Origin of the sequence: Phyllobacterium phragmitis, assembly GCF_002980495.1 — a bacterium.
Taxonomy (GTDB): domain Bacteria; phylum Pseudomonadota; class Alphaproteobacteria; order Rhizobiales; family Rhizobiaceae; genus Paramesorhizobium; species Paramesorhizobium phragmitis.
In genome coordinates, this window is record NZ_PVBR01000003.1 from 339,344 (window position 1) to 360,687 (window position 21,344).

24 protein-coding genes and 2 pseudogenes are annotated in these 21,344 nt (G+C 59.6%); 11 read left to right on the forward strand and 15 right to left on the reverse strand.

The annotated features are described in order from the left end of the window. The first annotated feature begins 8 nt into the window (after positions 1–8). Positions 9–1,028 carry an urea transporter gene (gene yut, locus C5748_RS05685; RefSeq protein ID WP_105740947.1) on the forward strand — a complete coding sequence of 340 codons (1,020 nt, stop codon included), beginning with the start codon at positions 9–11 and terminating at the stop codon, positions 1,026–1,028. Positions 1,029–1,101: 73 nt separating this feature from the next. On the opposite strand, the gene C5748_RS05690 is transcribed toward yut, so the two are convergent. Then, complete coding sequence (locus C5748_RS05690) at positions 1,102–1,701, reverse strand: TetR/AcrR family transcriptional regulator (protein WP_105740948.1); 600 nt, start codon at positions 1,699–1,701, stop codon at positions 1,102–1,104. 71 nt (positions 1,702–1,772) lie between these two features. On the opposite strand from C5748_RS05690, the gene C5748_RS05695 reads away from it, so the two are divergent. Together C5748_RS05695 and C5748_RS05700 are read left to right on the forward strand one after the other, a co-directional pair. Further along, positions 1,773–2,201, forward strand: a complete 429-nt coding sequence (locus C5748_RS05695) for a VOC family protein (protein WP_105740949.1) — start codon at positions 1,773–1,775, stop codon at positions 2,199–2,201. A gap of 84 nt (positions 2,202–2,285) precedes the next feature. Beyond that, positions 2,286–2,531 (forward strand): annotated as a pseudogene (locus tag C5748_RS05700) (MarR family winged helix-turn-helix transcriptional regulator); the annotation flags it as partial. A gap of 364 nt (positions 2,532–2,895) precedes the next feature. Here C5748_RS05700 and C5748_RS05705 read toward each other — a convergent pair. Together C5748_RS05705 and C5748_RS05710 are read right to left on the reverse strand one after the other, a co-directional pair. Next, complete coding sequence (locus C5748_RS05705; RefSeq protein ID WP_105740950.1) at positions 2,896–3,801, reverse strand: EamA family transporter; 906 nt, start codon at positions 3,799–3,801, stop codon at positions 2,896–2,898. Positions 3,802–3,863: 62 nt separating this feature from the next. Continuing rightward, positions 3,864–4,481 carry a nitroreductase family protein gene (locus C5748_RS05710; RefSeq protein WP_105740951.1) on the reverse strand — a complete coding sequence of 206 codons (618 nt, stop codon included), beginning with the start codon at positions 4,479–4,481 and terminating at the stop codon, positions 3,864–3,866. Between the two features lie 301 nt (positions 4,482–4,782). Here C5748_RS05710 and C5748_RS05715 point away from each other — a divergent pair. Continuing rightward, positions 4,783–4,926, forward strand: a pseudogene (locus tag C5748_RS05715) (metallophosphoesterase family protein); the annotation flags it as partial. 343 nt (positions 4,927–5,269) lie between these two features. Beyond that, the gene (locus C5748_RS05720) at positions 5,270–5,659 is read left to right on the forward strand and encodes a PI-PLC domain-containing protein (protein ID WP_146119484.1); all 390 of its coding nucleotides are present in this window, start codon (positions 5,270–5,272) and stop codon (positions 5,657–5,659) included. A gap of 16 nt (positions 5,660–5,675) precedes the next feature. Here C5748_RS05720 and C5748_RS05725 read toward each other — a convergent pair whose 3' ends face one another. The 12 genes from C5748_RS05725 to C5748_RS28520 all read right to left on the reverse strand — a co-directional run bounded on the left by C5748_RS05725 (position 5,676) and on the right by C5748_RS28520 (position 16,011). Continuing rightward, positions 5,676–6,131, reverse strand: coding sequence for an MEKHLA domain-containing protein (locus C5748_RS05725; protein ID WP_105740953.1), 456 nt, complete (start codon positions 6,129–6,131; stop codon positions 5,676–5,678). A 99-nt stretch (positions 6,132–6,230) separates the two neighbouring features. Continuing rightward, on the reverse strand, positions 6,231–7,511 hold the full coding sequence (locus tag C5748_RS05730; protein WP_105740954.1) for a hemolysin family protein: 1,281 nt from the start codon (positions 7,509–7,511) through the stop codon (positions 6,231–6,233). A gap of 146 nt (positions 7,512–7,657) precedes the next feature. Further along, positions 7,658–8,005: a RidA family protein gene (locus C5748_RS05735; protein WP_105740955.1), complete on the reverse strand. Its 348-nt coding sequence runs from the start codon at positions 8,003–8,005 to the stop codon at positions 7,658–7,660. Positions 8,006–8,040: 35 nt separating this feature from the next. After that, positions 8,041–9,153: an NAD(P)/FAD-dependent oxidoreductase gene (locus tag C5748_RS05740; protein WP_105740956.1), complete on the reverse strand. Its 1,113-nt coding sequence runs from the start codon at positions 9,151–9,153 to the stop codon at positions 8,041–8,043. Continuing rightward, positions 9,150–10,571 (reverse strand): FAD/NAD(P)-dependent oxidoreductase, encoded by a 1,422-nt coding sequence (locus C5748_RS05745; RefSeq protein WP_105740957.1) that lies wholly within the window; start codon positions 10,569–10,571, stop codon positions 9,150–9,152. The genes C5748_RS05740 and C5748_RS05745 overlap by 4 nt, the downstream gene beginning before the upstream one ends. Next, positions 10,568–10,864: a (2Fe-2S)-binding protein gene (locus C5748_RS05750; RefSeq protein WP_105740958.1), complete on the reverse strand. Its 297-nt coding sequence runs from the start codon at positions 10,862–10,864 to the stop codon at positions 10,568–10,570. Before C5748_RS05750 ends, C5748_RS05745 begins: the two co-directional genes overlap by 4 nt. Further along, the gene (locus tag C5748_RS05755; RefSeq protein WP_105740959.1) at positions 10,848–11,990 is read right to left on the reverse strand and encodes an NAD(P)/FAD-dependent oxidoreductase; all 1,143 of its coding nucleotides are present in this window, start codon (positions 11,988–11,990) and stop codon (positions 10,848–10,850) included. The genes C5748_RS05750 and C5748_RS05755 overlap by 17 nt, the downstream gene beginning before the upstream one ends. Positions 11,991–12,002: 12 nt before the next feature. After that, on the reverse strand, positions 12,003–12,809 hold the full coding sequence (locus tag C5748_RS05760) for an ABC transporter permease (RefSeq protein ID WP_105740960.1): 807 nt from the start codon (positions 12,807–12,809) through the stop codon (positions 12,003–12,005). Continuing rightward, the gene (locus C5748_RS05765) at positions 12,806–13,678 is read right to left on the reverse strand and encodes an ABC transporter permease (RefSeq protein WP_105740961.1); all 873 of its coding nucleotides are present in this window, start codon (positions 13,676–13,678) and stop codon (positions 12,806–12,808) included. The genes C5748_RS05760 and C5748_RS05765 overlap by 4 nt, the downstream gene beginning before the upstream one ends. Continuing rightward, positions 13,675–14,733 carry an ABC transporter ATP-binding protein gene (locus C5748_RS05770; RefSeq protein WP_105740962.1) on the reverse strand — a complete coding sequence of 353 codons (1,059 nt, stop codon included), beginning with the start codon at positions 14,731–14,733 and terminating at the stop codon, positions 13,675–13,677. Before C5748_RS05770 ends, C5748_RS05765 begins: the two co-directional genes overlap by 4 nt. Positions 14,734–14,852: 119 nt before the next feature. Next, positions 14,853–15,890: an ABC transporter substrate-binding protein gene (locus C5748_RS05775; protein ID WP_105740963.1), complete on the reverse strand. Its 1,038-nt coding sequence runs from the start codon at positions 15,888–15,890 to the stop codon at positions 14,853–14,855. Beyond that, a complete protein-coding gene (locus C5748_RS28520) occupies positions 15,775–16,011 on the reverse strand; it encodes a hypothetical protein (RefSeq protein ID WP_199194722.1) in 237 nt (78 codons plus the stop codon). The genes C5748_RS05775 and C5748_RS28520 overlap by 116 nt, the downstream gene beginning before the upstream one ends. 42 nt (positions 16,012–16,053) lie before the next feature. Between C5748_RS28520 and C5748_RS05780 the strand changes: the two genes are divergently transcribed. The 6 genes from C5748_RS05780 (at position 16,054) to C5748_RS05805 (ending at position 21,301) form a co-directional block, all read left to right on the forward strand. Further along, positions 16,054–16,953: a LysR substrate-binding domain-containing protein gene (locus C5748_RS05780; protein WP_105740964.1), complete on the forward strand. Its 900-nt coding sequence runs from the start codon at positions 16,054–16,056 to the stop codon at positions 16,951–16,953. A 50-nt stretch (positions 16,954–17,003) separates the two neighbouring features. Then, a complete protein-coding gene (locus C5748_RS05785; RefSeq protein ID WP_105740965.1) occupies positions 17,004–17,672 on the forward strand; it encodes a DUF2161 domain-containing phosphodiesterase in 669 nt (222 codons plus the stop codon). A 118-nt stretch (positions 17,673–17,790) separates the two neighbouring features. Further along, positions 17,791–18,768, forward strand: coding sequence for a tripartite tricarboxylate transporter substrate binding protein (locus C5748_RS05790; protein WP_105740966.1), 978 nt, complete (start codon positions 17,791–17,793; stop codon positions 18,766–18,768). A gap of 90 nt (positions 18,769–18,858) precedes the next feature. Then, positions 18,859–19,326 (forward strand): tripartite tricarboxylate transporter TctB family protein, encoded by a 468-nt coding sequence (locus tag C5748_RS05795; RefSeq protein ID WP_105740967.1) that lies wholly within the window; start codon positions 18,859–18,861, stop codon positions 19,324–19,326. Between the two features lie 3 nt (positions 19,327–19,329). After that, complete coding sequence (locus C5748_RS05800) at positions 19,330–20,862, forward strand: tripartite tricarboxylate transporter permease (RefSeq protein WP_105740968.1); 1,533 nt, start codon at positions 19,330–19,332, stop codon at positions 20,860–20,862. 85 nt (positions 20,863–20,947) lie between these two features. After that, positions 20,948–21,301: a hypothetical protein gene (locus C5748_RS05805; RefSeq protein ID WP_105740969.1), complete on the forward strand. Its 354-nt coding sequence runs from the start codon at positions 20,948–20,950 to the stop codon at positions 21,299–21,301. Positions 21,302–21,344: the final 43 nt, after the last annotated feature.

Genomic DNA, 21,344 nt, shown 5'->3' on the forward strand with positions numbered 1-21,344 from the left:
GAATTGGCATGGAGCAGCTGACCGCCTGGTGGAACGAAGCTGTTGGGCGTAGCTATGCGCTCAAGCTGCTCGATATGCATATGCGCGGCGCCAGTCAGGTGATGCTCCAGAACAATGTTTTGACAGGCCTGCTTTTCATTCTCGGCATCTTCTGGGGAGCGGCGGCAGCTGGAAACCTGTCGATTGCGATCGGCGCCATCGTCGGGCTTGTGATAGCGACGCTGACAGCCATCCTTCTTCGCTCCGACGAGGCATCCCTCGAACAGGGGCTGTTCGGGTTCAACGGCATCCTGGTCGGCGTCGCGGTCCCGACCTTCCTCGTCATGGGCCCGGCGACCTGGTTCCTTCTCATCATCGGTGCCGCGTTTTCAACCATCGCCATGCTGGCAATCAGCCATGTGACAAAACTGTGGGGCGTCCCGGCCCTCACCTTCCCGTTCGTGCTAACGACATGGTTCCTGGTGCTTGCGGCCTATTCCTTCGGCCATTTGCCGATCGGCGGCATGGGTCCGCCTGCGCTACCGTCGCCCCTCGCTCAATCGGCCCCGGGCATCGATCTTTCGGCCAGCGTGCTCCTCAGCGCCTGCATCCGAGGCATTTCCCAGGTTTTCCTCATCAATAATTTCATCACCGGCATCATCTTCATCGCGGCGCTTCTCGTCAGCTCGCGCTGGGCGGCCGCGTTTGCGGTCGCCGGCTCCGTCGTGAGTGTCATCGTTGCCCTGGTTCTGGGGGCAAACCCCAGCGGTATCGGTGCCGGTCTCTACGGCTTCAGCCCTGTGCTGACCGCGATCGCCCTGGGATCTGTGTTTTTCGAGCCGTCCTGGCGTGTGGCGCTCTTTGCGCTGCTCGGAACCATCGTCTCCGTGATCGCACAAGGCGCGCTCGACACCGCGATCGCTCCGCTTGGGGTGCCGACATTCACGGCCGCCTTCGTCTTCGTCACCTGGCTGTTCCTGCTGCCGAAACTGAACCTGAAACCGCATGGCCATGAGCCGGTCAGCGATGGCATCATGACCGGCAAGTAAGACAGCCGCCGTCGCTTGCGTCCTGATCGATATTTCCCGCAAACGCGGCAAAGCGGTCTTCAATTAAGAGAGGTTAGGATCCGGCGGTCGCAAGGCCTCGGATCAGCCCCGCCAGGACAAGGCGCAAATTCCCCGCATCAGCGCCCGTCTCCGCCGCAAGGGCTGCGCGATCGAAGGCCGCACCAAGCAAGGCGGTAAGCGCATCGAGCGGCAAGGAGCGAATGGCGCCTGCTTCCATTGCCGCCTGCAGCCCCTCGCGCAATGTGCGGTTGCCGTGGCGGCCATCGATCTCATCCATGATGGCGCGGCCAAGCACGGCCGGCCCGTCGAGCAGGAGAAGACGCGTGCGCCCGGGAACCGTCATGGCGCTGAGGAAGGCATTGCCGCCCTCGATCAGCGCTTCAATGGGCGGATGTTCCGGGCCGGCCTGGCTTTCGATCTCCAGCGCCACCTGTTCGGCTTCACGCTCCGCCACAGCTCGAAAAAGCGCCTGCTTGTCGGCGAAATGGTGGTAGAGCGCGCCGCGGGTTACTCCCGCCGCTTCGACAATCTCCGGCGTACTGATCTCGGCATAGGATTTTTCCACAAAAAGACGCCGCGCCGCATCGATGAGCTTTTCACGTGTTTCACCGGAGCGCTCGCGGTTGGAGCGGCGTGTTTTGATATCTTGCATACATGCAGCCTGTATGTTATTTCCATATACATGCAGACTGTATGTCAAGATATCCCGGAAAGGAAGACCTCATGAAATCCACCAGCTATTACCCCGTGCTCATGACCGATGATGTGGCTGAAACCGCCGCTTTTTATCGCGACCATTTCCGTTTCGAGCCGAAATTCGAAAGCGACTGGTATGTGCATCTGCAATCGGTGGAGGACGAGAGCATCAATCTCGCCGTGCTAGACGGAAACCATGAAACCATTCCGGAAGCAGGCAGAGGCCGGGTTTCGGGGCTGATCCTCAATTTTGAGGTTGACGATGTCGATGGGGAATATGAGCGGGCGAAAAGAGCCGGCCTGCCGATCCTTCAGGAATTGCGCGACGAGGCATTCGGGCAGCGGCACTTCATCACCACCGATCCCAGCGGCGTGCTGATCGATGTCATCAAGCCGATCCCGCCCTCCGCGGAGTTCATCGCGCAATACAGTGATGACGCACTGCCGCAGTCGTGATAATGGACGGGACCCTGCGCGTCCCGCGCATGTCAGGCTGACCTTGTCTGCTACTCGTCCGTCGGGGCGGAAGTGAAAGAAGCGAAGATCGCGCGGATGGAGAAGGCGGGGCTGATCCGGCGCGAGAAATCGCCGCGCGACGGGCGCAGCTTGCTGGTGGCTTTGACCGCGGCCGGCGTGGCGCGCGCCGAAGAGGCCTTCCGTGCCGACATGGCAAACGAAGCCTCGTTTCTGCAGGCTTTGGACGCGAAGGAGCGCGAGACGCTCGCGGGCCTGCTGCGAAAGCTGCTTGACGGAATTGAGAATGATTTGCGCAAAGCGAACGGCTAGAGTCTGTCATGGATTAATTGAATCGTTGATACGACAAGGGGTCTTGTCTCGTCGTCATTCTCGGGCTTGTCCCGAGAATCTGCCATAAGTAAAAAGAAAAGCAATTACCGTACGAACAGCTCAAACTGCGGTCGATTCTCGGGACAAGCCCGAGAATGACGGCCAGGTGGAAGCTGTTTCAAGCTAGTCCTGACAGACTCTAAGCCCGCAAGCTGAAGTATAGATCCAAGCCAGCGCGATTGGCCTTCCGCAGCCGCTTTGCCCCAGTGCTGGTTGTCGGCTTGAAGCCACATATGCGGACGAGGCCGTTCGGGTGGCCGCTCTGCTGCTGCAGCGAAAAGATACGAGCATCGAAGCTTTTTCGTCATGGTTTCTGGCCATCGCGCAGCACTGACGATGTCACCGGCATCTGTGAACGCGTCGCGATGCGCCGGTTTACCTTCTGGCTCATCCAGATGCTGGCGATGACAATCGCTACGCCTGCTATCTGCATTGGGGTCAGGGCCTGGCTCAGGACAGCCCAGCCGAGAAGAACGGCCGTAAGCGGGCTGAGAAATCCCAGCGAAGATACGGCAGCCGGCTCAAGTCGCGCCACGCCGCGAAACCAGAGAATATAGGTGATGGCGGTGAACAGCACGAGATAGGTCAAACCCAGCACATTTATCGGCGTCAGTGCGGGCTGCATTGGTTCCAGCCACAGCACGACCGGCACCAGCAGAATTCCGCCGGCTGTGAGCTGCCATGCAGTGAAGACAAGCGGCGAAACCGGTGGCTGCCATTTGCGGGTGAGAACCACACCTAATGCCATCGACACAGCCCCGCCGAGTGCGGCGGCAATGCCGAGCGGATCGAGGACCGCCTCATTGCGCATGACCAGCAGCCCCACGCCTGCCATACCCGCCATTGCGGCCAGGATGGACGACACACGCAATGGTGAACCGAGCAGAGCGCCTGCCAGAAATATCACGATCAAAGGCTGAATGGCCCCCAATGTGGCCGCGATACCACCGGGCAGCCTGTAGGCCGCGATGAAAAGCAAAGCCTGGAAGACGGAGAAGTTGAGCGCGCCCAGAATGAAGGAGCGCAGCAGCCATATCCCCTTCGGCAATTGGCGGACGATCAGCAGCAGTAACAGCCCAGCCGGCAGCGCACGCACCATGGCCACCGTCATGGGATAACCCTGTGGCAAGAGCTCGGTCGTCACGATATAGGTGCTCCCCCAGATGGAAGGGGCAAGCGCCGTCAAGAAAAGGTCGGAAGCGCGGGACATGGGCGTTTTCCTGGAAAAATTCTGGGGATACTGGGCGCCCCGAAATGACGAGGCCCTGATGCCTAAACCAGTTCGAGAACCCGTGAAACAGGGAACCTCGGCTTCTGCGGCCAATTGCCCTCCGCGGGATGCCCCACCGCCATGAGCAAGACTGGAATTTCGTTTGGAGCAAGATCAAACTCCCGGACAACGGCCGCCGGATCGAACCCCACCATCGGCCCCGTGGCGAAGCCCTGTGCTGCGGCCGCGAACATCAGGAAAGCCGCACCCAGCGTTGCCGTGCGGATCGCCTCGTCGCGTTGCATCTGCGGATCGCCGGCATAGGTCTGCTTCACCGCATCGGCCCATGACCGAACCATGGCCGCCGGCATGATGCCAGCCTCGACCGAAGGCAGGAGGCGTTCTTCCATCGTCTCGTGTGAGGGAAATTGACCGCAGATGATGTAGGTGACCGCCGCATCCGCGACTTTGCCCTGGCCATAGGCGGCGGCTTGCAGGCGCGCCTTCGCCTCCGGCGTGCTGACAGCTATGAAGCGCCAGTTTTGAAGATTGTATGCGGTGGGCGCGCGCGTGGCTAACCGGATGAGCTCTTTGATTTCCTCCTCGGTCAGCGATCTCCGGGGATCGAACAGGTTGATTGAGACACGCTTTTCAATCGCAGCGACGATTTGGTTGTTCATGGATGTCTGCCCTTCAGGAATGGGTGATCGGCTTTCTGCCCGCTTCGACGGGTTTTCGCCGCGTTCAGGGCAGAGATAATTCCTTCCCCTTTCACTGATAATCCGCTATCTGGTGACGAATGGGCACCTGTAGAAACATCAATCTACGCGGTCTATCCCTCCAGGCAATATGTGCTCCCCAAGGTGCGTGCATTCGTGGATTTCCTGATCGACGAGACGCGGGAGGAAATGGCAAGCCGCGCGACGGATGGATCAGAAGATCGGTAGGCGGGAAAAGGGTCGAGAATGTCGCGCAACGCCCCACAAACCAAAAGTCGAGACCGTCGATGGCGTGCTTTACCTCAATCCGGGAAGTGCCGGACCACGACGTTTTAAGTTGCCGATTTCAGTGGCAAGCCTGGATCTGACGGAAGACCGCATCATGCCGGTTATCCGGGAGCTTTGAGCCGGTATCGGTGGACTGATTCTTCTCACGCTATCGCGTGCAATATATCTCGGTGACCACGATCACCGGGCGCTCGCCCTCCGCCTCGACGATGCGGACGGTGCCGGTACACTTCCTGCGGTCAGGCGCTGAAACCGGCATGGAGCGCAGGGACAGCGGACTTTTCTCAGACAGCACGATTGGCCGATCAGGCCATGGGAGTGTAGCGGCAGTCCCGATGAGCGGAAGCATACCAACGATCGAAAGCAACGACTGACGGTCCACACCGATGCCCTAACGTTAAAAGTTCAGACCATGATTTAATACAATAAATTGGGATGCCCGTACTGAAGATATGGTTGAAATGGTTATCGATTTATTGGAATACATTTATAAATTTGAAGTCTCTCTCAGAAAAGACTTGAACAACTTCGAGAATCACCACAAGGTTGTGCTTGTCGACAGGTTTCCCTCCCACCAGACCGCGTCGACTGTTCCCCTCTGGGGGTCCGCACCTCCAGGATTGGCCGGGCTTTCAAGCCCGGCCATTTTTGATCATGCCGGTTTGGCCGAAATAGCTTCTGGCGCGATCAACCGAACTGGCCCCACGCAACGACTTCGCGGGACGGGCATGGGGCCAGTCGCCTGGGATCATTCGGGTTTCAGGGCACTGAATAATAACCACTGCAATTACGGCGTGATCTCATCGGGGATGGCGCAGCAATTTACCGTCTCATTCAATCGTGGCGCGTGAACCTGATCTGTTCTGTTCACACATTACGCCAGTCGGGAATGAGCGCTGCTTGTCCATGCAGCTTTCCCTGCCCGTCGATCAATTGCCAGAGCGTCACGTTATCGACGTGAAATCGTCTTCCCGACTTTGCCACGCGTATCCCACGATAATCGCTGATGTAGCCATCTCGCGCAGCAGTGTCGAGCAAACGCTGACGTTCTTCGCGATCTGGCATTTCAGCCGAAAAGCGTGACGGAAGCGCCGTGAACTCATCCCAGCTGTATTCGAAACACGCCTGTGCCGTCTTGTTTGCATAAATGAAACAGGGATCAGCATCGGTGTTGTGAGCCAACAGAGCGAACGGAGCATCTTCATAGAGCCATCGCGCCGCGGTCCGGGCATCCTGCTGTCCAGGCACCAGCGGTTTCTTCGTCAATCCGAAATAGCTGTTGGAAAGCAGGCTGAAGAAATCCGGATCCGTGGCTTTGTTCATGATCCTCCTCATGGGACTATGCATTTCGCGACCGACAATGTGCCAACGGCAGGAATGAAATCGTTCGACTCGCAGATTGTTCGCGTGGATTGGGCAATGTCAAACGCCCTCCTTCGTCAGAAGCAATTTGTCGATACGCCGCCCGTCCAGATCGATAACTTCGAATCGCCAGCCGTTCTTGCTGAAACTCTCTCCGAGATCGGGAAGGTGTTTCAACTCCTCCAGGACGAAACCGGCGACGGTTTGATACTCGACGTCATCCTCGAGCCGAAAGCTCAGGACGTCGGCAAATTCATCGATCGGCATCCAGCCTGCGATCAGATACGAACCATCCTGGCGGCGCGTGATCGGCTGTTCTTCAGCTACCCCTCTCCGGAATGCGCCCAAGATAGCTTCCAGGATATCCGCAGGGGTGATGATACCCTCGAAGTGACCGTATTCATCGAATACCAGCACCATATGGGCCGGCGATCCGCGTATGGCCTCGATCACGGTATTCGCAGTGGAGAGATCCAAAACGACTGTAACCTCACGGGCCAGCGTCCCAATATCGACGTGGCCACCCGAAGACACCGCATTGTAGAAATCCTTGACGAAGAGAACGCCGATGATTTCATCGGTGCTTCCCTTGCGGACGGGAAGACGCGAATGGTTTGTGCGGTGAAGCTGCGCGCGAATGTCATCGAAGCTGTCCTCGACATCGATCACTTCCACATCCCGGCGAGGCGTCATCAGCGCTCTTGCGGTGCGATCGGCCAGGCGCATCACGCCCGAGATCATCGCAGACTCCTCGCTCTCGATCACACCCGCACTGTGTGCTTCGGCGATAACGCTTTTGATCTCCTCGTCGGTAATTCCTTCGCGTGTCTTTCCCGACTGACCAAGCAGCCTGAGAACCAAATTACCGGAGCTATCGAGCAGCCATACCAGCGGACTTGCCAGTTTCGACAGAACCGTCATGGCAGGCGCCACTTTACTCGCAACCCCTTCCGGATTCCGCAATGCTATCTGCTTGGGAACCAATTCTCCGACGATCAGCGACAGATAGGTGATAGCGACAACGACAGAGCCGACGCCGACTGTGTTGGATAGCGCCGGGGATAGTCCCTGCGATACAAGCCAACCGGTGAAGCGGGCACCAAGCGTGGCTCCCGAGAAGGCGCCGGCAAAGATGCCGACGAGCGTAATGCCGATCTGCACTGTCGAGAAGAACCGGCCAGGGCTACCGGCCAGTTGCAATGCGAGGCGGGCGCCCCTGCTTCCATGATCTGCCCGCACCTTCAGGCGGGCCGGCCGCGACTGCACGACGGCGAGTTCGGACATGGCCAGACCGCCGTTGACGAGGGTGAGCAGGACGACGATCGCTATCTCGAGAAACAAGGTGTGCCTGTATGATTGAGGGTGACGATCGAGGATAGAAAGAAAGCCGCTCCTTGGAAAGTACCTTATCTTTCGCAATATCCATAGGCGCCGTTGGCCAGCATTGTAAGGGTTGGCGCGATCCCGCCGCATCCAACCCGTATGGCTCAGGTCTTGAGCGCCGTGACCACCACCTCGATGAGCGCGCCGCCGCCCAGATCGGCAACGCCGACGGTTGCGCGCGCCGGCAAATCATGGCCGAATATTTCGGTCCAGACCGCATCCATCTCCTTCTTCTTCGAAAGATCCGTCACGAAGATCGATGCGGATACGATCTTGCCAAGATCGCTGCCTGCTTCGTTCAGATAGGTGGAAATCTTGCCAAGAACATTGCGGGTCTGCTCACCCATCGAGACGCTCGTATCATCGGCAATCGTACCGCCCAGGAAGACGAAGCCATTTGCCTCAACGGCACGGTGCATGATCGGGGTGCGGATATTTCTCGTGATGGTCATGTTTACCTCTTTCATATTGTCTTTCGGGGATAAGATCAGGATGCGAAGCGTTCGGCGCGCAAGCCGTCGATGGGTGTGTTTGTCTTGCCCGTGACGATCAGTTCCGCCATCACGGCTCCGGCTCCCGGACCAAGCTGAAAGCCGTGCAGCGAAAAGCCGAACTGGTGGAACAGCCCCTCATGCTTGGCGCTTGGGCCAATAACCGGAAGATCGTCCCGCATCCGTGCTTCGATGCCCGCCCATGCGCGGACGATTGTCGCGCTGCGCATCATCGGAAAGAGCTCGAACACGGTCTGCGCACTCTCCTGCAGCTTGCGCCAGTCAAGTACGGTGTCGTTGGTTTCGGGATAAGGTGTCGCAAGATATCCGCCACCGATCAGCACCGTGCCGTTGCGGAACTGCTTGAAAGAGAGCTTGCGTCCGCGCAGGATCACCACCGGCTTGATGAATTCGGGGACGCGCGACGTAATCATCAGCATCGGCGCGACGGCCTCGACCGACATTGGCTCTCCGAGCCCAGCCGCCATCTGTCCGCCCCAGGCACCAGCGGCATTGACGAGAATGGGGGCTTCGAAACTTTCCTGCCCTGCATCGACGCACCAGATCTTGTTTTCCCTGCGGATATTGGACGCAGCAATGCCTTCGCGAACGATAGTGCCCAGTCGTTCCGCCTTTCTGCGGAAAGCGGTTGTTGTGCGAGCCGGATCGGCTGCGCCATCGCGACGCGACACGATGCCGCCGGGGCTGTTTTCCGCCACCGCCGGAACAAGGCGGCGTAATTCCCGCGCATCGATCAGCTCTTCATGCGTAAAGCCATGCAGGTTCAGTTCGGCAACACGCTCGCGGCAAAGTTCGAACTCATCCTCCATTTCCGCCACCAGAACCTGACCGTGATTGTCAAAGCCGCATGAATCATCGACCAGATCCTCGATGTGCTCCCAGAGATCCATCGAGCGCAGCGAGAGCGGAATTTCAGCCATATGCCGCGTAAGCTGCCGCACACCGCCGGCATTGACGCCGGAGGCGTGCCGGCCGGCATAATCCTTCTCGATGAGAACGGGACGAAGGCCGCGGAGGCAGAGATGCAGGGCGGTGGAACAGCCATGTATGCCGCCGCCGATGATGATGGCGTCCGCCCTCGTGTTCATCCCCGTTCCACTGCTTTGGTCGCACTCTCATTCTTGGGCAGGGATGCAAGCTCCGACACGGTGATCGGCTTGACCGGCGCGCGCAGGCGATAATAGCCGATTTCCGACGGCGATTTGCCGCGCGCCTCGGCCATCAATTCAGTGACCGTGAGCCCGCAAAGGCGCCCCTGGCATGGTCCCATGCCGGTGCGCCGATAGGCTTTGAGCTGGTTGGGACCGGTAGCGCCGATGGCAACGGATTGGCGAATGTCACTCGCTGTCACCTCCTCGCAGCGGCAGACAATGGTTTCGCCTTCAGGAATACGAAACTGCCTGGGCGGCCGGAAAAGCGTATCGAGGAAAGCGCGCCCGCGCTCCGCCCTGGCGAGCGCCGCTTTCAGCGAATCATGATCGGGGAGACCTGCGCCCGCATCGGGCTTGAGCGTGTCTATCACCGCGCGCGCCGCAACCTGCCCGCGCGGCACGGCCACGAGCGCTCCGCCAATGCCCGCGCCGTCGCCAGCGACGTAGACGCCCTTGACCGAGCTTTCTCCATGGGCGTCGAGCGCAGGCGACCAGCAAAGCTGCCTGTCGTTCCATGTGTGCTGGACGCCCGCCGCCATTGCCAGATTGACATTGGGCACCACGCCCTGATGCAGCAGGAAAAGATCGGCCGGAAGGCTCTCATTGCGTCCGCCAGCTTCATAGCTGACGGTTTCGACACGGCCGCTACCCGCCGCTTCTATTTTGGTGACACCGCTGACGACACGCGCCCTGGCGCGCACCTCGCGCATCATCGCGAGCCCCTTGAAGAAATAGGGCGACGCCAGAAATGCCGCCGCATGAGGCAGGGCGCGCAAATAATTGCGGCGATCGGTCGTATCGAGCACGAGATCGATCGTGCCGCCCATGCGCAGGATCTGCGCAGCGAGCAGCCACAGGAGGGGTCCCTGTCCCGCGATGACGGTCCGGCCCTGAGGCAGCAGGCCTGATGATTTGAGTATGGTCTGCGCAGCACCCACGGTCATGACGCCGGGAAGCGTCCAGCCGGGGATCGGAAACGGGCGCTCCAATGCGCCGGTCGCGAGGATCACGCGCTTTGCCTTGATGAGGTGCGCTGCGCCACCGACCGAAATGCCGATTTCAAGATTTCGATCAAGACTCCAGACGGTTGCTCCCTGCACGATTTCGGCGCCGCAGCCACGCGCCTCATCGACCAGATGCATTCCCGACCAGTAATCTTCGCCGAGGATGCCTTTGTCCCTCACCGGCGTCGTGGTGATGGCGCGCCAGACCTGGCCTCCCGGTCCGATATTCTCGTCGAGCAGCAGGGTGGCAAGACCGGCCTTGCCGGTCAGGGCCGCACCGGCAAGGCCGGCCGGACCGGCACCGATGACAGCAACATCGTATTCTTCGCGTTTGGGACTTGGTATCGTCATCGTCCGATCTCTCTCTTGCCTTTCTGGATTTCGATGCGCATGCCGTCGCGGACGGGCACGAGGCAGCCTTGCCTGTTGCCCATGCCGTCGATGGTCACGAGGCAATCGAAGCAGACGCCCATCATGCAATAGGGCAGGCGCGGTTCGCCGCTGACCGCGGTGGCGCGGCGCACCTCCAGTCCTGAGGCGAGCAAGGCGGCGGCGACACTGTCGCCTTCGCGCGCCGTGATGCTCTGCCCCTCGACAATGATCTCGACCGGCTTTCTCCGATCCTCTTCAATGCGTCTGAACATTCAGCTTCTCCTGAGCCGGCTGATGGAAGCGCTTCGCCGTGAACGCGCCGACCTTCTTCCGATCCAGCGTTCCCGCCGCGATCATCGGCGCGATTTCGTATGCGTGGGCGGCAGCAAGCGTCACACCGGAATGGCAACAGGCGACGAAAGCGCCGGGGCATGTCTCCGACTGGTCGTAGATCGGAAAGCCGTCCTTGGGCATGACGCGGATGCCGGACCACATGCGAACCACATTGAGACGGCCGAGCATGGGAAACATGCGTTGGGCGCGATCGGCCATCACCGAACTGATCGGCATGTTGGTCGCGCTGTCGTCGAGCATCTCTTCCTTGCTGTCGCCGATCATCACCGTGCCCTCGTCGGTCTGGCGCAGGGTGGTCAGCGGATGGGGCAGGAACGGAACCGTGCGTTCGGTGACGATGATCTGCCCTCGGGTCGGTCCCATCGGGGCATCGAGACCCACCATCGGCGCAAGCACCTGGTTGGTGTTTCCGGCGGCGAGTACGATCTTTCCCGCCATGATTTCGCCCTTCGGCGTGGCAAGCCGGAAGGCACCGTTCTCGTACCCGATTTTCGTCACGGCATGTTCCGGGCGATAATCTATGCCAAACCGCGCGAGGCCGGTGTGCAGCGCACGGAACAAGCGCAGCGAATTGACATGCCCGTCGAGCGGACAGAAGCTTCCTCCCGCCACCTCCGGGCCGATATGCGGCAGCATTTTTGCCACTTGGCCATGGTCGAGAATTTCGAGCTGGTAGTCCGTCCCACCTGACTGGTTGTGCAGGCGCTTTATCGTCTCTGCGCGCTGTTCGAGCTCGCTTTCGCTCAATGCCAGGTGAAATCCGCCATTGCGCTGGAAGCAGACATCAAGTCCCGTTTGCTGCTTGAGCTCTTCCGCCAGTTTGGCCCAACTGTTGGAAGCCTTTACCGTCCAACCGGTATAGGCAGGCATGCCAAGTCCCTTGCTTTGCACCCAGACCAGCGCAAAATTCGCACGCGAGGCGCGCTTGGCGATATCTCCCTCGTCGAGCACACAGACACGCTGGCCGATCCGCCCCAGACCCCAGGCAATGGCCGAGCCCAGAAGGCCGCCGCCAACGACAGCGACGTCATATTCGTTACGCATCGTGGGCTTCCTCTAACTGCTGCGGTCGCTATGACCGGCGAGCACACGCTCAAGGCCGTAGAAACGGTCGAGCACGATCAACGCGAACATGGTGATGGCAATCACACAGGCGGAAACGGACGTTACGAGTGGATCGATGTTATCCTGAACATATAGGAACATGCGCACCGGAAGCGTCTCGATGCCTGGTGCAGCCAGAAAAACCGTCATGGTGACCTCGTCGAAGGATTGAATGAAAGCAAGCGCCCAACCGCTGATAACGCCGGGGAAAATGAGCGGCAGCGTGATGCGCCGGAAAAGCGTCCAGCTATTTGCGCCAAGCGATATGGCCGCCATTTCCACCGAGCGATCCATGCCGATGGCGGCCGCCAGGGTCAAACGCAGCGCAAATGGAAACACGATAATCGTATGGGCGATGAGCAACGCTGGAAATGTGCCGCTGATGCCGGCCTGCGTGAAGAAACGCAGGAACGCTATGCCGAGCACCACATGCGGGATCATCAAGGGCGAGAGGAACATCGCCGAAAGTGCTCCGCGCCCGCGAAACCGGTAACGCGCTATGGCGAGCGCCGCGGGAATTGCGAACAGAAGAGCGACGCAGGACGATAGCGCGCCAACCCAGAGGCTCGTCCAGAACGCATCGATGAACTCCGGATAATCGGCGATGGCGCGAAACCAGCGCAGCGAAAACCCGTCGACCGGCAGCGAAAGATAACCCTCAGGCGTGAAGGCCACAAGGCAGACCACCACGATCGGCGCCGTCATGAAGATGACGAACATGGTGTGAAAGAGGAGTGCGAGCGGTCCGTTCCGGCTCATCTGAATACCTCGGAATAATTTCGTTCGATCAGTGCATTGCTGCCGACGACAATCAGCACGATTGCGATAAGGAGAAGTACGGCGACAGCGGCGCCGAGCGGCCAGTTGAGCGTGTTGAGGAACTCGTCATAGGCGAGCGTCGAGGCGACTTTCAGCCGGCGGCCACCGATGATCGAGGGCGTGGCGAAGGCACTTGCGGCAAGCGAGAAAACAATGATGCCGCCTGAAAGTATGCCAGGCATGATCTGCGGCAGGACGATGCGCCGCACGATGGTAAGCGATCCCGCGCCGAGCGACAGGGCGGCATTTTCGACCTGCGGATCGACACGCTGCAGCGCGGCCCAAACGGACAGGACCATGAAGGGCATCATCACATGGGCAAGCGCTATGATGACGCCGGTTTCGGTGAACATGAAGGCGATCGGCGTATCGATCAGCCCCATCGACATCAGCGCTTTGTTGACGATGCCGTTCCGGCCGCCGAAAAGCAGCGCCCAGCCGAGCGTGCGCGCGACGACTGAGATCAATAGCGGCCCCAGGATGATGAGCAGGAAAAAACCCTTCCACGGCGCACGCATGCGATTGAGGATATAGGCCTCCGGCGCGCCGAAGACGGCGGTAAGCAAGGTGGCCAGCGCGGCGATCCTGAAAGTGCGCGCGAACATCTCGTAGAAATAGGAATCCGACCAGATCTCTTCCCAGTTCTTCAAGATGAAGACCGGCTCGATGCCCTTGTACTGTCCCCAATCGTGAAACGACAGCAGCACGGTCATTGCCAAAGGCACCAGCACCACGGCAATGAACAACATGAAGGCCGGCAGGATCAGCGGCCAGGGCGCACCTTTATCGGCGGTGGAAGCGACGCTCATTGCACGTCTCCCGCTCGGCGAATGGCCATATCTTCGGCGCGCCAGACAAGACGTACCTTGTCGCCTTCGGCCGGCTGCTGCTCACCATCGTTCTGGCGCACCGCGATCGCCGGTCCACATTCCGTTTCGCATTGGAAAAGCCAGTGATTTCCCTGAAAGATGCGGGTTTTCACGCGCGCGCCGAGACCCTCGTTATCGCCTGCGGCATCGAAGGTAATCTTTTCAGGGCGCACCGTTATGACAACCTGACCGGACGGTCCCGCCGGCGCTTGCCATTCGCAGGAACCGGCCACGAGCTTGCGCGCGTCTCCATCCCCACGGATTTCGGCGGAAAATTCGTTGGTCTTGCCGAGAAACTGAGAAACGAAGGCGGAAGCCGGATGCTCGTAGGTTTCGTGCGGCGTTCCGATCTGCTCGATACGGCCCTTGTTCATCACCACGATACGGTCCGAGAGCGCCATCGCCTCGGTCTTCTGGTCGTGGGTAACGAGAACGGTCGTCGTGCCAAGATTGCGCTGGATCTGACGCAGTTCGATCTGCATGTCCTCGCGCAGCTTGGCATCCAGATTGGAAAGCGGCTCGTCGAGGAGCAGCACATCCGGCTTTATGATGAGCGCGCGGGCCAGCGCCACACGCTGCTGCTGGCCGCCGGACATGCGGCGGGGATAGCGCCCGCCGTAACCGTCAAGCCCGACCATGGCCAGAGTATCGCGCACACGGACCTCGCGCTCTGCGCGCGGCACACCGCGCATCTCAAGGCCGAAGGCGACGTTTTCCGCCGCCGTCATATGCGGAAAAAGCGCATAGCTCTGGAACACGATGCCAAGCCCGCGTCTTGCCGGTTTGATGCTGGCAAGGTCACGTCCATCCAGGCGGATCGCGCCGCTGGTCGGATTGAGGAACCCCGCTATCATCTGCAATGTCGTGGTCTTTCCGCAGCCCGATGGTCCGAGCAGCGAGATGAATTCGCCTTTCGAGACCAACAGGCAGAAATCCTCCACGGCTGCATATTGCTCGTAATATTTGCTGACATGGTCGAGTTCGAGAAAGGCCATGTGCGCTGTCATTTCCTGTGAAGCAAAGAAAGGGGATCACCGGCCACTGCCGGGTGTCGGATGATATCGGTCTGGAGAGAGAAACCTGCCCTGGAGCAAGTTCCCTCTCCTTCGCGGGTTCAGCGTTCAACCTCACGGTTCCACCGCTTCGTCCATTCCTCGCGCTGCGGGTTGATACCAGCCCAATCGGGATTGTAGAGCAGATCGACCCGTTCCCCGATGGGTGCCATCTTGCCCATTTCAGGGGGTATTTTCACCGTCTTGTTGACGGGACCATAGCCATATTCCTCAAGAAGGACGAGTTGCACCTTGGGCTCCAGCATCGCCTTGACGAATTCCGAAGCAAGAGGCGAAGCATTGGGCTTTTCGATCGGGCAGGCCGAGGCCAGAAGCGACACAGCGCCCTCCTTGGGATAGACGAAATCGATCGGAAAGCCGGTATTGGCGAAGGATTGCACGCGGCCCGTGCCCCAGACGGCAAGCGCCGCCTGGCCCGACTGGAAAAGCTCGGTCATCTTGCCCGGTGACGGCTCGTAGGCGAGCACATTTTGATTGACCTCGTCCTTCATCGCCGTGAAGCCCGGTTCGATATCCTTCTCACCACCGCCATTCATCTTGGCGAACATGAGCAAGGTATAAAGGCCATAGGTATTGTTGATCGGCGGAATGACGATCCGACCCTTGAATTTCGGGTCCTTGAGATCGTCCCAGGAAGTCGGAGCCGCCCAGCCCTTATCGGCAAAATACTGCGTGTTGTACATCAGCCCGGTGGCAACGAGGCCGATGGCAACCGCACGATCGTCCTTGAAGCGGGCGGCATCATGAAGATCCTCCCCCGACAGCCCGTCGATCTTGCCGCAAAAGCCCAGTTCGATTGCCTGATACATCGGGCCGTCGTCAACGATGGCGACGTCGATCTGCTGATTGCCTTTCTGCGCCTGCAGTTTTGCAAGCGTATCCGTCGAATTGCCGGCGACATATTCGACCTTCACGCCGTGCTTTTTTTCAAATTCAGGAACAACTTCGTCACGCATCGTCTTTTCAAACGATCCGCCATAACCGGCGACGTACAGGGTTTCCTGTTGGGCGAAAGCTGGGGCAACAGAAGCCATCATAGCCGTCAGACTTGCTGCGGCGAGTAAATCCGAAAGTCGCATTTATCGTCATCCTCTCATTTGTCGGCAAAGGCGTCGCCATCCCTCTTTTTGTTTTGTGCGACGTCTTCGTGGTGGTGATGCCTTTAACAATTCCAAGATAGCTCTTGATCGTCAAATTCATAATAGTACCCTCTGCATCACCTAATGTTATGAAAGGACTGGGATGGCGCGGGTCAATCTGAGACAGGTAGAGGCATTTCGCGCTGTCATGTTATCGGGGAGTGTCACTGCCGCGGCTGGAGTGATGGGTGTGACCCAGCCTGCCATCAGCCGGATGCTGCGAGACCTGCAAAGTTCTTTGAACATGGCGCTGTTCGAGAAAAAGGGGACGGGTCTTGTCCCCACCGCCGCGGCCAGTGCGCTTTACACCGAAGTCGAACGCTCGTTTCACGGGCTGGACCGGATCATCGTGGCGGCCGAGGAAATTCGCGCGCGCCGTACGGGCGCTTTGCGCATTGCCGCTCTGCCGGCCCTGGCCAATGGCTTCCTTCCGCGTTTTGCCGGCGATTTTCTGCTGCAGCGGCCCAATCTCAATTTCTCTCTGTTTGGCGTGATATCGCCGCTCGTTATCGATTGGGTTTTGAACCTTCAATGCGATCTCGGTTTCGCGGAGGTGCCGATCGCCCACGCAGGTCTGCCGACAATTCGCATGCCGGCGCTGCCGCGTGTCGCGGTCTTGCCGGAAGGTCATCGGCTGACCGGCAAGACCAGCGTGCGGCCGCGCGACCTGGAGGGAGAAACATTCATCTCGCTGACCCATGGCAGCGCCGGCAGACATCTGATCGACAATGTGTTCGCAAAGCACGGCGTCTCCCGTATCCTGCGTGTGGAGACAGCCTTGTCCGAGATCATGTGCGGGATGGTCGCTTCCGGCCTGGGCGTGGCGATCTGCGATCCCTTCACCGCGGCTGAATTTTCAACCCGCGGTGTGGTTTCCCGCCCGTTCCTGCCGCATATCGACTTTGAATTCGCCGCAGTCTTTCCGCCGCAAAGAAGCCCCTCCCCGGTGGCCACGGAATTTGTCCGGGCCCTGGCCGAGCGTATCGGTGAACTGCAATTGTGATCAGACGTCCAGTGGTGCAAAGGCCTGGCGATCAAGACAAAGGAAGTGACTTGGAAACGACGCTTTACCTCCCGATCAAACGCTTTCTCGAAACAGCCGGCTATAGCGTCAAGGGCGAGATCGGAGGCTGTGATATCGTTGCGCTCAATGACGAAGAACCACCGCTCGTCGTCATTTGCGAACTTAAACTCCGTTTCAATCTTGAGTTGATCCTGCAAGCGGTCGACAGGGCAGCCGCCAGCGATGAAGTCTGGCTTGCCGCTCGCGTTTCCGCGAAGGGCAAGGGACGTGAAACCGATCGCCGCTTCCGCGACCTGTGCCGCCGGCTCGGCTTTGGCATGCTGGCCGTTTCCGACAACGACCATGTCGATATCATGGTCAGTCCGGTCGCTGCGATGCCGCGAAGAAACGCCCGAAAAAGATCGCGTCTTGTCGCCGAACACAGGCGTCGCAAGGGCGATCCGACTTTGGGTGGTGGATCACGTGCACCCATCATGACGGCCTATCGACAGCAGGCGCTCGCCTGCGCGAACGCTCTGCAAGATGGTCCGTCACGTCCCCGCGATCTCCGCCCCATCGCGCCCGATGCCGCCAAGATCCTGCTGAGCAACGTCTATGGCTGGTTCGAACGTGTCGACCGTGGCGTTTATGCGTTGACCGAAGCAGGGGCCGAGGCGCTCAAACGTTGGCCCTCTCAGCCAGCGAGCGACAACAGCTAAGATCAATGTCAATCATGACAACGGAGTAACATCTATTGACGGCAGCGATGACGCCAGCTTACGCTGACCAGCAACAACGATATTCGACAAGAATACGAAACCACGGAGGAGACTACCCATGATTTGCAGACGCCTTATGTGCAGTTTAGCGATCGGCGCTGTTGCCGCTGTTTTCATGCCGGCGGCCGCGGCACTCGCAGATTATCCTGATCGGCCGATCACGCTGATCGTTCCCTGGGGTGCGGGCGGTGGAACGGACTCCACGGCGCGCATCATCGGCTCGCTCCTCCAAAAGGAACTGGGGCAACCCGTCAACGTCGTCAACCGCACCGGCGGTTCGGGCGTCGTCGGCCATAGCGCAATCGCTGAAGCGGATCCTGACGGCTACACGCTCGGCATCGCAACCGTTGAAATCGGCATGATGCACTGGCAGGGACTGACGGAGTTGACCTATGCGGATTACACCCCGCTTACCCTGATGAACGAAGACCCGGGCGCGGTCCAGGTCAGTGCCGACGCGCCCTGGAAGGATCTTCCGGCGCTTATAGACGACATCAAGGCCAATCCAGGCAAGTACAAGGCCTCAGGAACCGGCCAGGGCGGCATCTGGCATCTCGCCATTGCCGGCCTTCTCTCCAAGCTCGACGTCGATCCCTCCTCCGTACCCTGGGTTCCAAGCAATGGCGCGGCGCCCGGCCTGCAGGACCTCGTGGCCGGAGGCGTCTCCATCGTCCCCTGCTCGATTCCCGAAGCGCGCTCGCTGCTCAGCGCCGGTCGCGTCAAATCTCTCGCCGTCATGTCGGAAGAGCGCAACGCCGCCTTCCCGGATATCCCCACCACCAAGGAGGCAATAGGCGTCAGTTGGACGCTCGGCGCCTGGCGCGGCATTGTCGCACCCAAGGGTCTGCCGGATGCGGAAAGCGAGATGCTGATCGCCGCGCTCAAAAAGGTCTATGACAGCGAAGAATATAAATCCTTCATGTCGAAGCAGGGTTTCGGCGTGCGCTGGGCATCGGGCGCGGAGTTCGGCAATTTCATGAAAGCCAGCGACGAGACGCTTGGTGAGGTCATGAAGCAGGTCGGTCTGGCTAAATAGCCATTTCCGCCCCTTCCGGTTTTTGCAGATCGCCGCGTTTCTCAAGACGCGCGGCGATTGCTACGGCCCTTCGAGCGCGGAGCGAGGCAGATGCGTTTCAATGATGCGGTACTGGGTGCGGTTCTGCTTGCGTTTTCAATCACGGTCGGGCTCTGGGCGCGGATCTTTCCGGCGATCCCGGGACAGGAATATGGCGCAGCCGTCTTCCCAACAGTGGTCGCCGTTGCGCTTGGGATTTGCGCGCTGCTGTTGATCATGTCGGGTTTGCGCCAGGGCGGCGGAGTGCTCCTGTTCGAGGGATGGGCCCGCGAGCCGGGCGGATATCTCCGCATCGCATGCACCATCGCTCTGGTCATCTTTTATATCCTGGCCGCCAAGCCGCTCGGTTTCATCCCGACGATGACGATCATTCTGCTTTTCACGCTGCGGATGCTCAAAACCGGCTGGCTGCCGGCCATCGCTATCGCGCTCGTCACGGCCGTCGTGCTGCAATGGTCGTTTGGCAATCTTCTCCAGGTGCCCCTCCCCTGGGGCATATTGTCGGCATGGAGGTTCTGAGCGATGAGCGCTATCGAAGCCGCATTCGGGCTTATCCTTCACTGGAATGTGCTCGTTACAATCATCGCTGCCGCCATATTCGGCCTTTTCGTCGGCGCCATTCCCGGCCTGACGGCGACGATGGCGATTGCCCTGCTCGTTCCCGTGACTTTCTTCATGGATCCCGTTCCAGCCGTCGGGGCGATGGTGACCTGTTCCGCCATGGCCATATTCGCCGGAGACATCCCCGGCACGCTGCTGCGCATTCCAGGCACGCCGGCTTCCGCCGCCTATGCCGACGAGGCCTTCCGCATGACGCAGAAGGGTGAGGCGGAGCGCGCGCTCGGCGCAAACCTCCTGTTTTCGGCCATCGGAGGGCTATTCGGTACGATCGTGCTGATGTTCAGCGCACCGTGGCTCGCCGAGATCGCGCTCAAATTCTCCTCGTTCGAATATTTCTGGATGGCGCTCCTGGGACTGACATGTGCCGCCTTCATCGGGGCGAGTGCACCCGTGAAGGGTCTCGTCAGCCTGCTGATCGGTCTCTTCGTCGCGACCATAGGCCTGAACAATCCCGCCGGTGTCCCCCGTTTTTCCTTCGGCAATACCAATCTCATGGGCGGCATCGATTTCATTTCAGCCATGATCGGCCTCTTCGCCGTTTCGGAGGTTCTGAGGACCGTGGCCGGCGGTGCGCGCCCAGCCCCAATGGTTCAGGCCTCGATCGGCAATCTGTTCAAGGGATGGGGGCGGCTGTTCAAGACCTACTGGCGCCAGCAACTGCGTGGAAACATTCTCGGCACTGCAATCGGCGTGCTGCCCGGCGCAGGCGCCGACATCGCCGCCTGGGTTGCCTATGCGATCAGCCGCCGGTTTTCAAAGACGCCTGAAAAATTCGGAAAGGGCCATCTCGAAGGGATCGTGGAATCGACCTCAGCCAACAATTCGGCGCTTGCCGGCGCATGGGTTCCAGCGCTGGTTTTCGGCATCCCGGGCGATTCCATCACGGCGGTCGTGATCGGCGTTCTCTACGTCAAGGGTCTCAATCCGGGACCGACGCTGTTCCTGAACGATCCACAGATGATCTACGCCGTTTTTCTCGTTTTCATCCTTGCCAATTTGATCATGATCCCCTTCGGATGGGGCGCCATCAAGCTGGCCAAGCAGATTCTCCGCGTGCCGTCCAAGGTGCTGATGCCCGTCATTCTCGCCTTCTGCATCGTCGGTGCGTTCGCCACCAACAACACAGTCTTCAATGTGTCGGTGATGCTGGTGTTCGGCGTCCTCGGCTTCATCATGGAAGAAAACGACGTGCCCATCGCACCATGCATTCTCGGTATCGTTCTCGGCCCCATGCTGGAGCAGAATTTCGTGACGTCGATGATCAAGGCGGATGGCAGCTTCCTCGGCTTCTTCGAACGGCCGATCGCCGCTTCGCTCGGCGTCGTGACACTGCTGATCTGGGGTTCCTCGTTCTTGTCTTATCTCATTGCTCGCAAGCGCGGCGCCCATGGTTCGGATAGCCGGGCAATAAGCCACGACGCCACAAACCCGTGAAGCGTTGCTTCATGCAATGTTTTTACGGAACGATTCCGTCGGACGACAGTTGCCTTGGATCGACATCCGATAAAGGAACCAAGCCATGAAAACGATGTCACAATTGTTGGCTGCCTCAGTCATCATATTGCTTTCCGGCGGCTTTGCTGCTGCCGAATGCGTTGACACGACAAGGTCGGCGCCGGACGGCACCAAAACGGCAGATATCGCGAAAGACGGCAGCAAGGCACCGCTCGAGGAGCCGACCGGCGATTCTGCAAACGCGGATCCCGGGCCGGACGCAGTGAAAAAGGATGGGCAAACGATGCCGCTTGCCAGCCAGCAGGCAGGTGGAGACAAGGACCTCGCAGTCTCGCAGCAGGATGCCCAAGCCCAGCAGGAAGGCGGCAAAACTGCCGCGGCTGAAGCGAAATCCGGCAAGGACGCCTGCGTAGAATAGCGTGCCAAACTGCTGGACCGAATAGCCCGCGAGCCATCGTCGC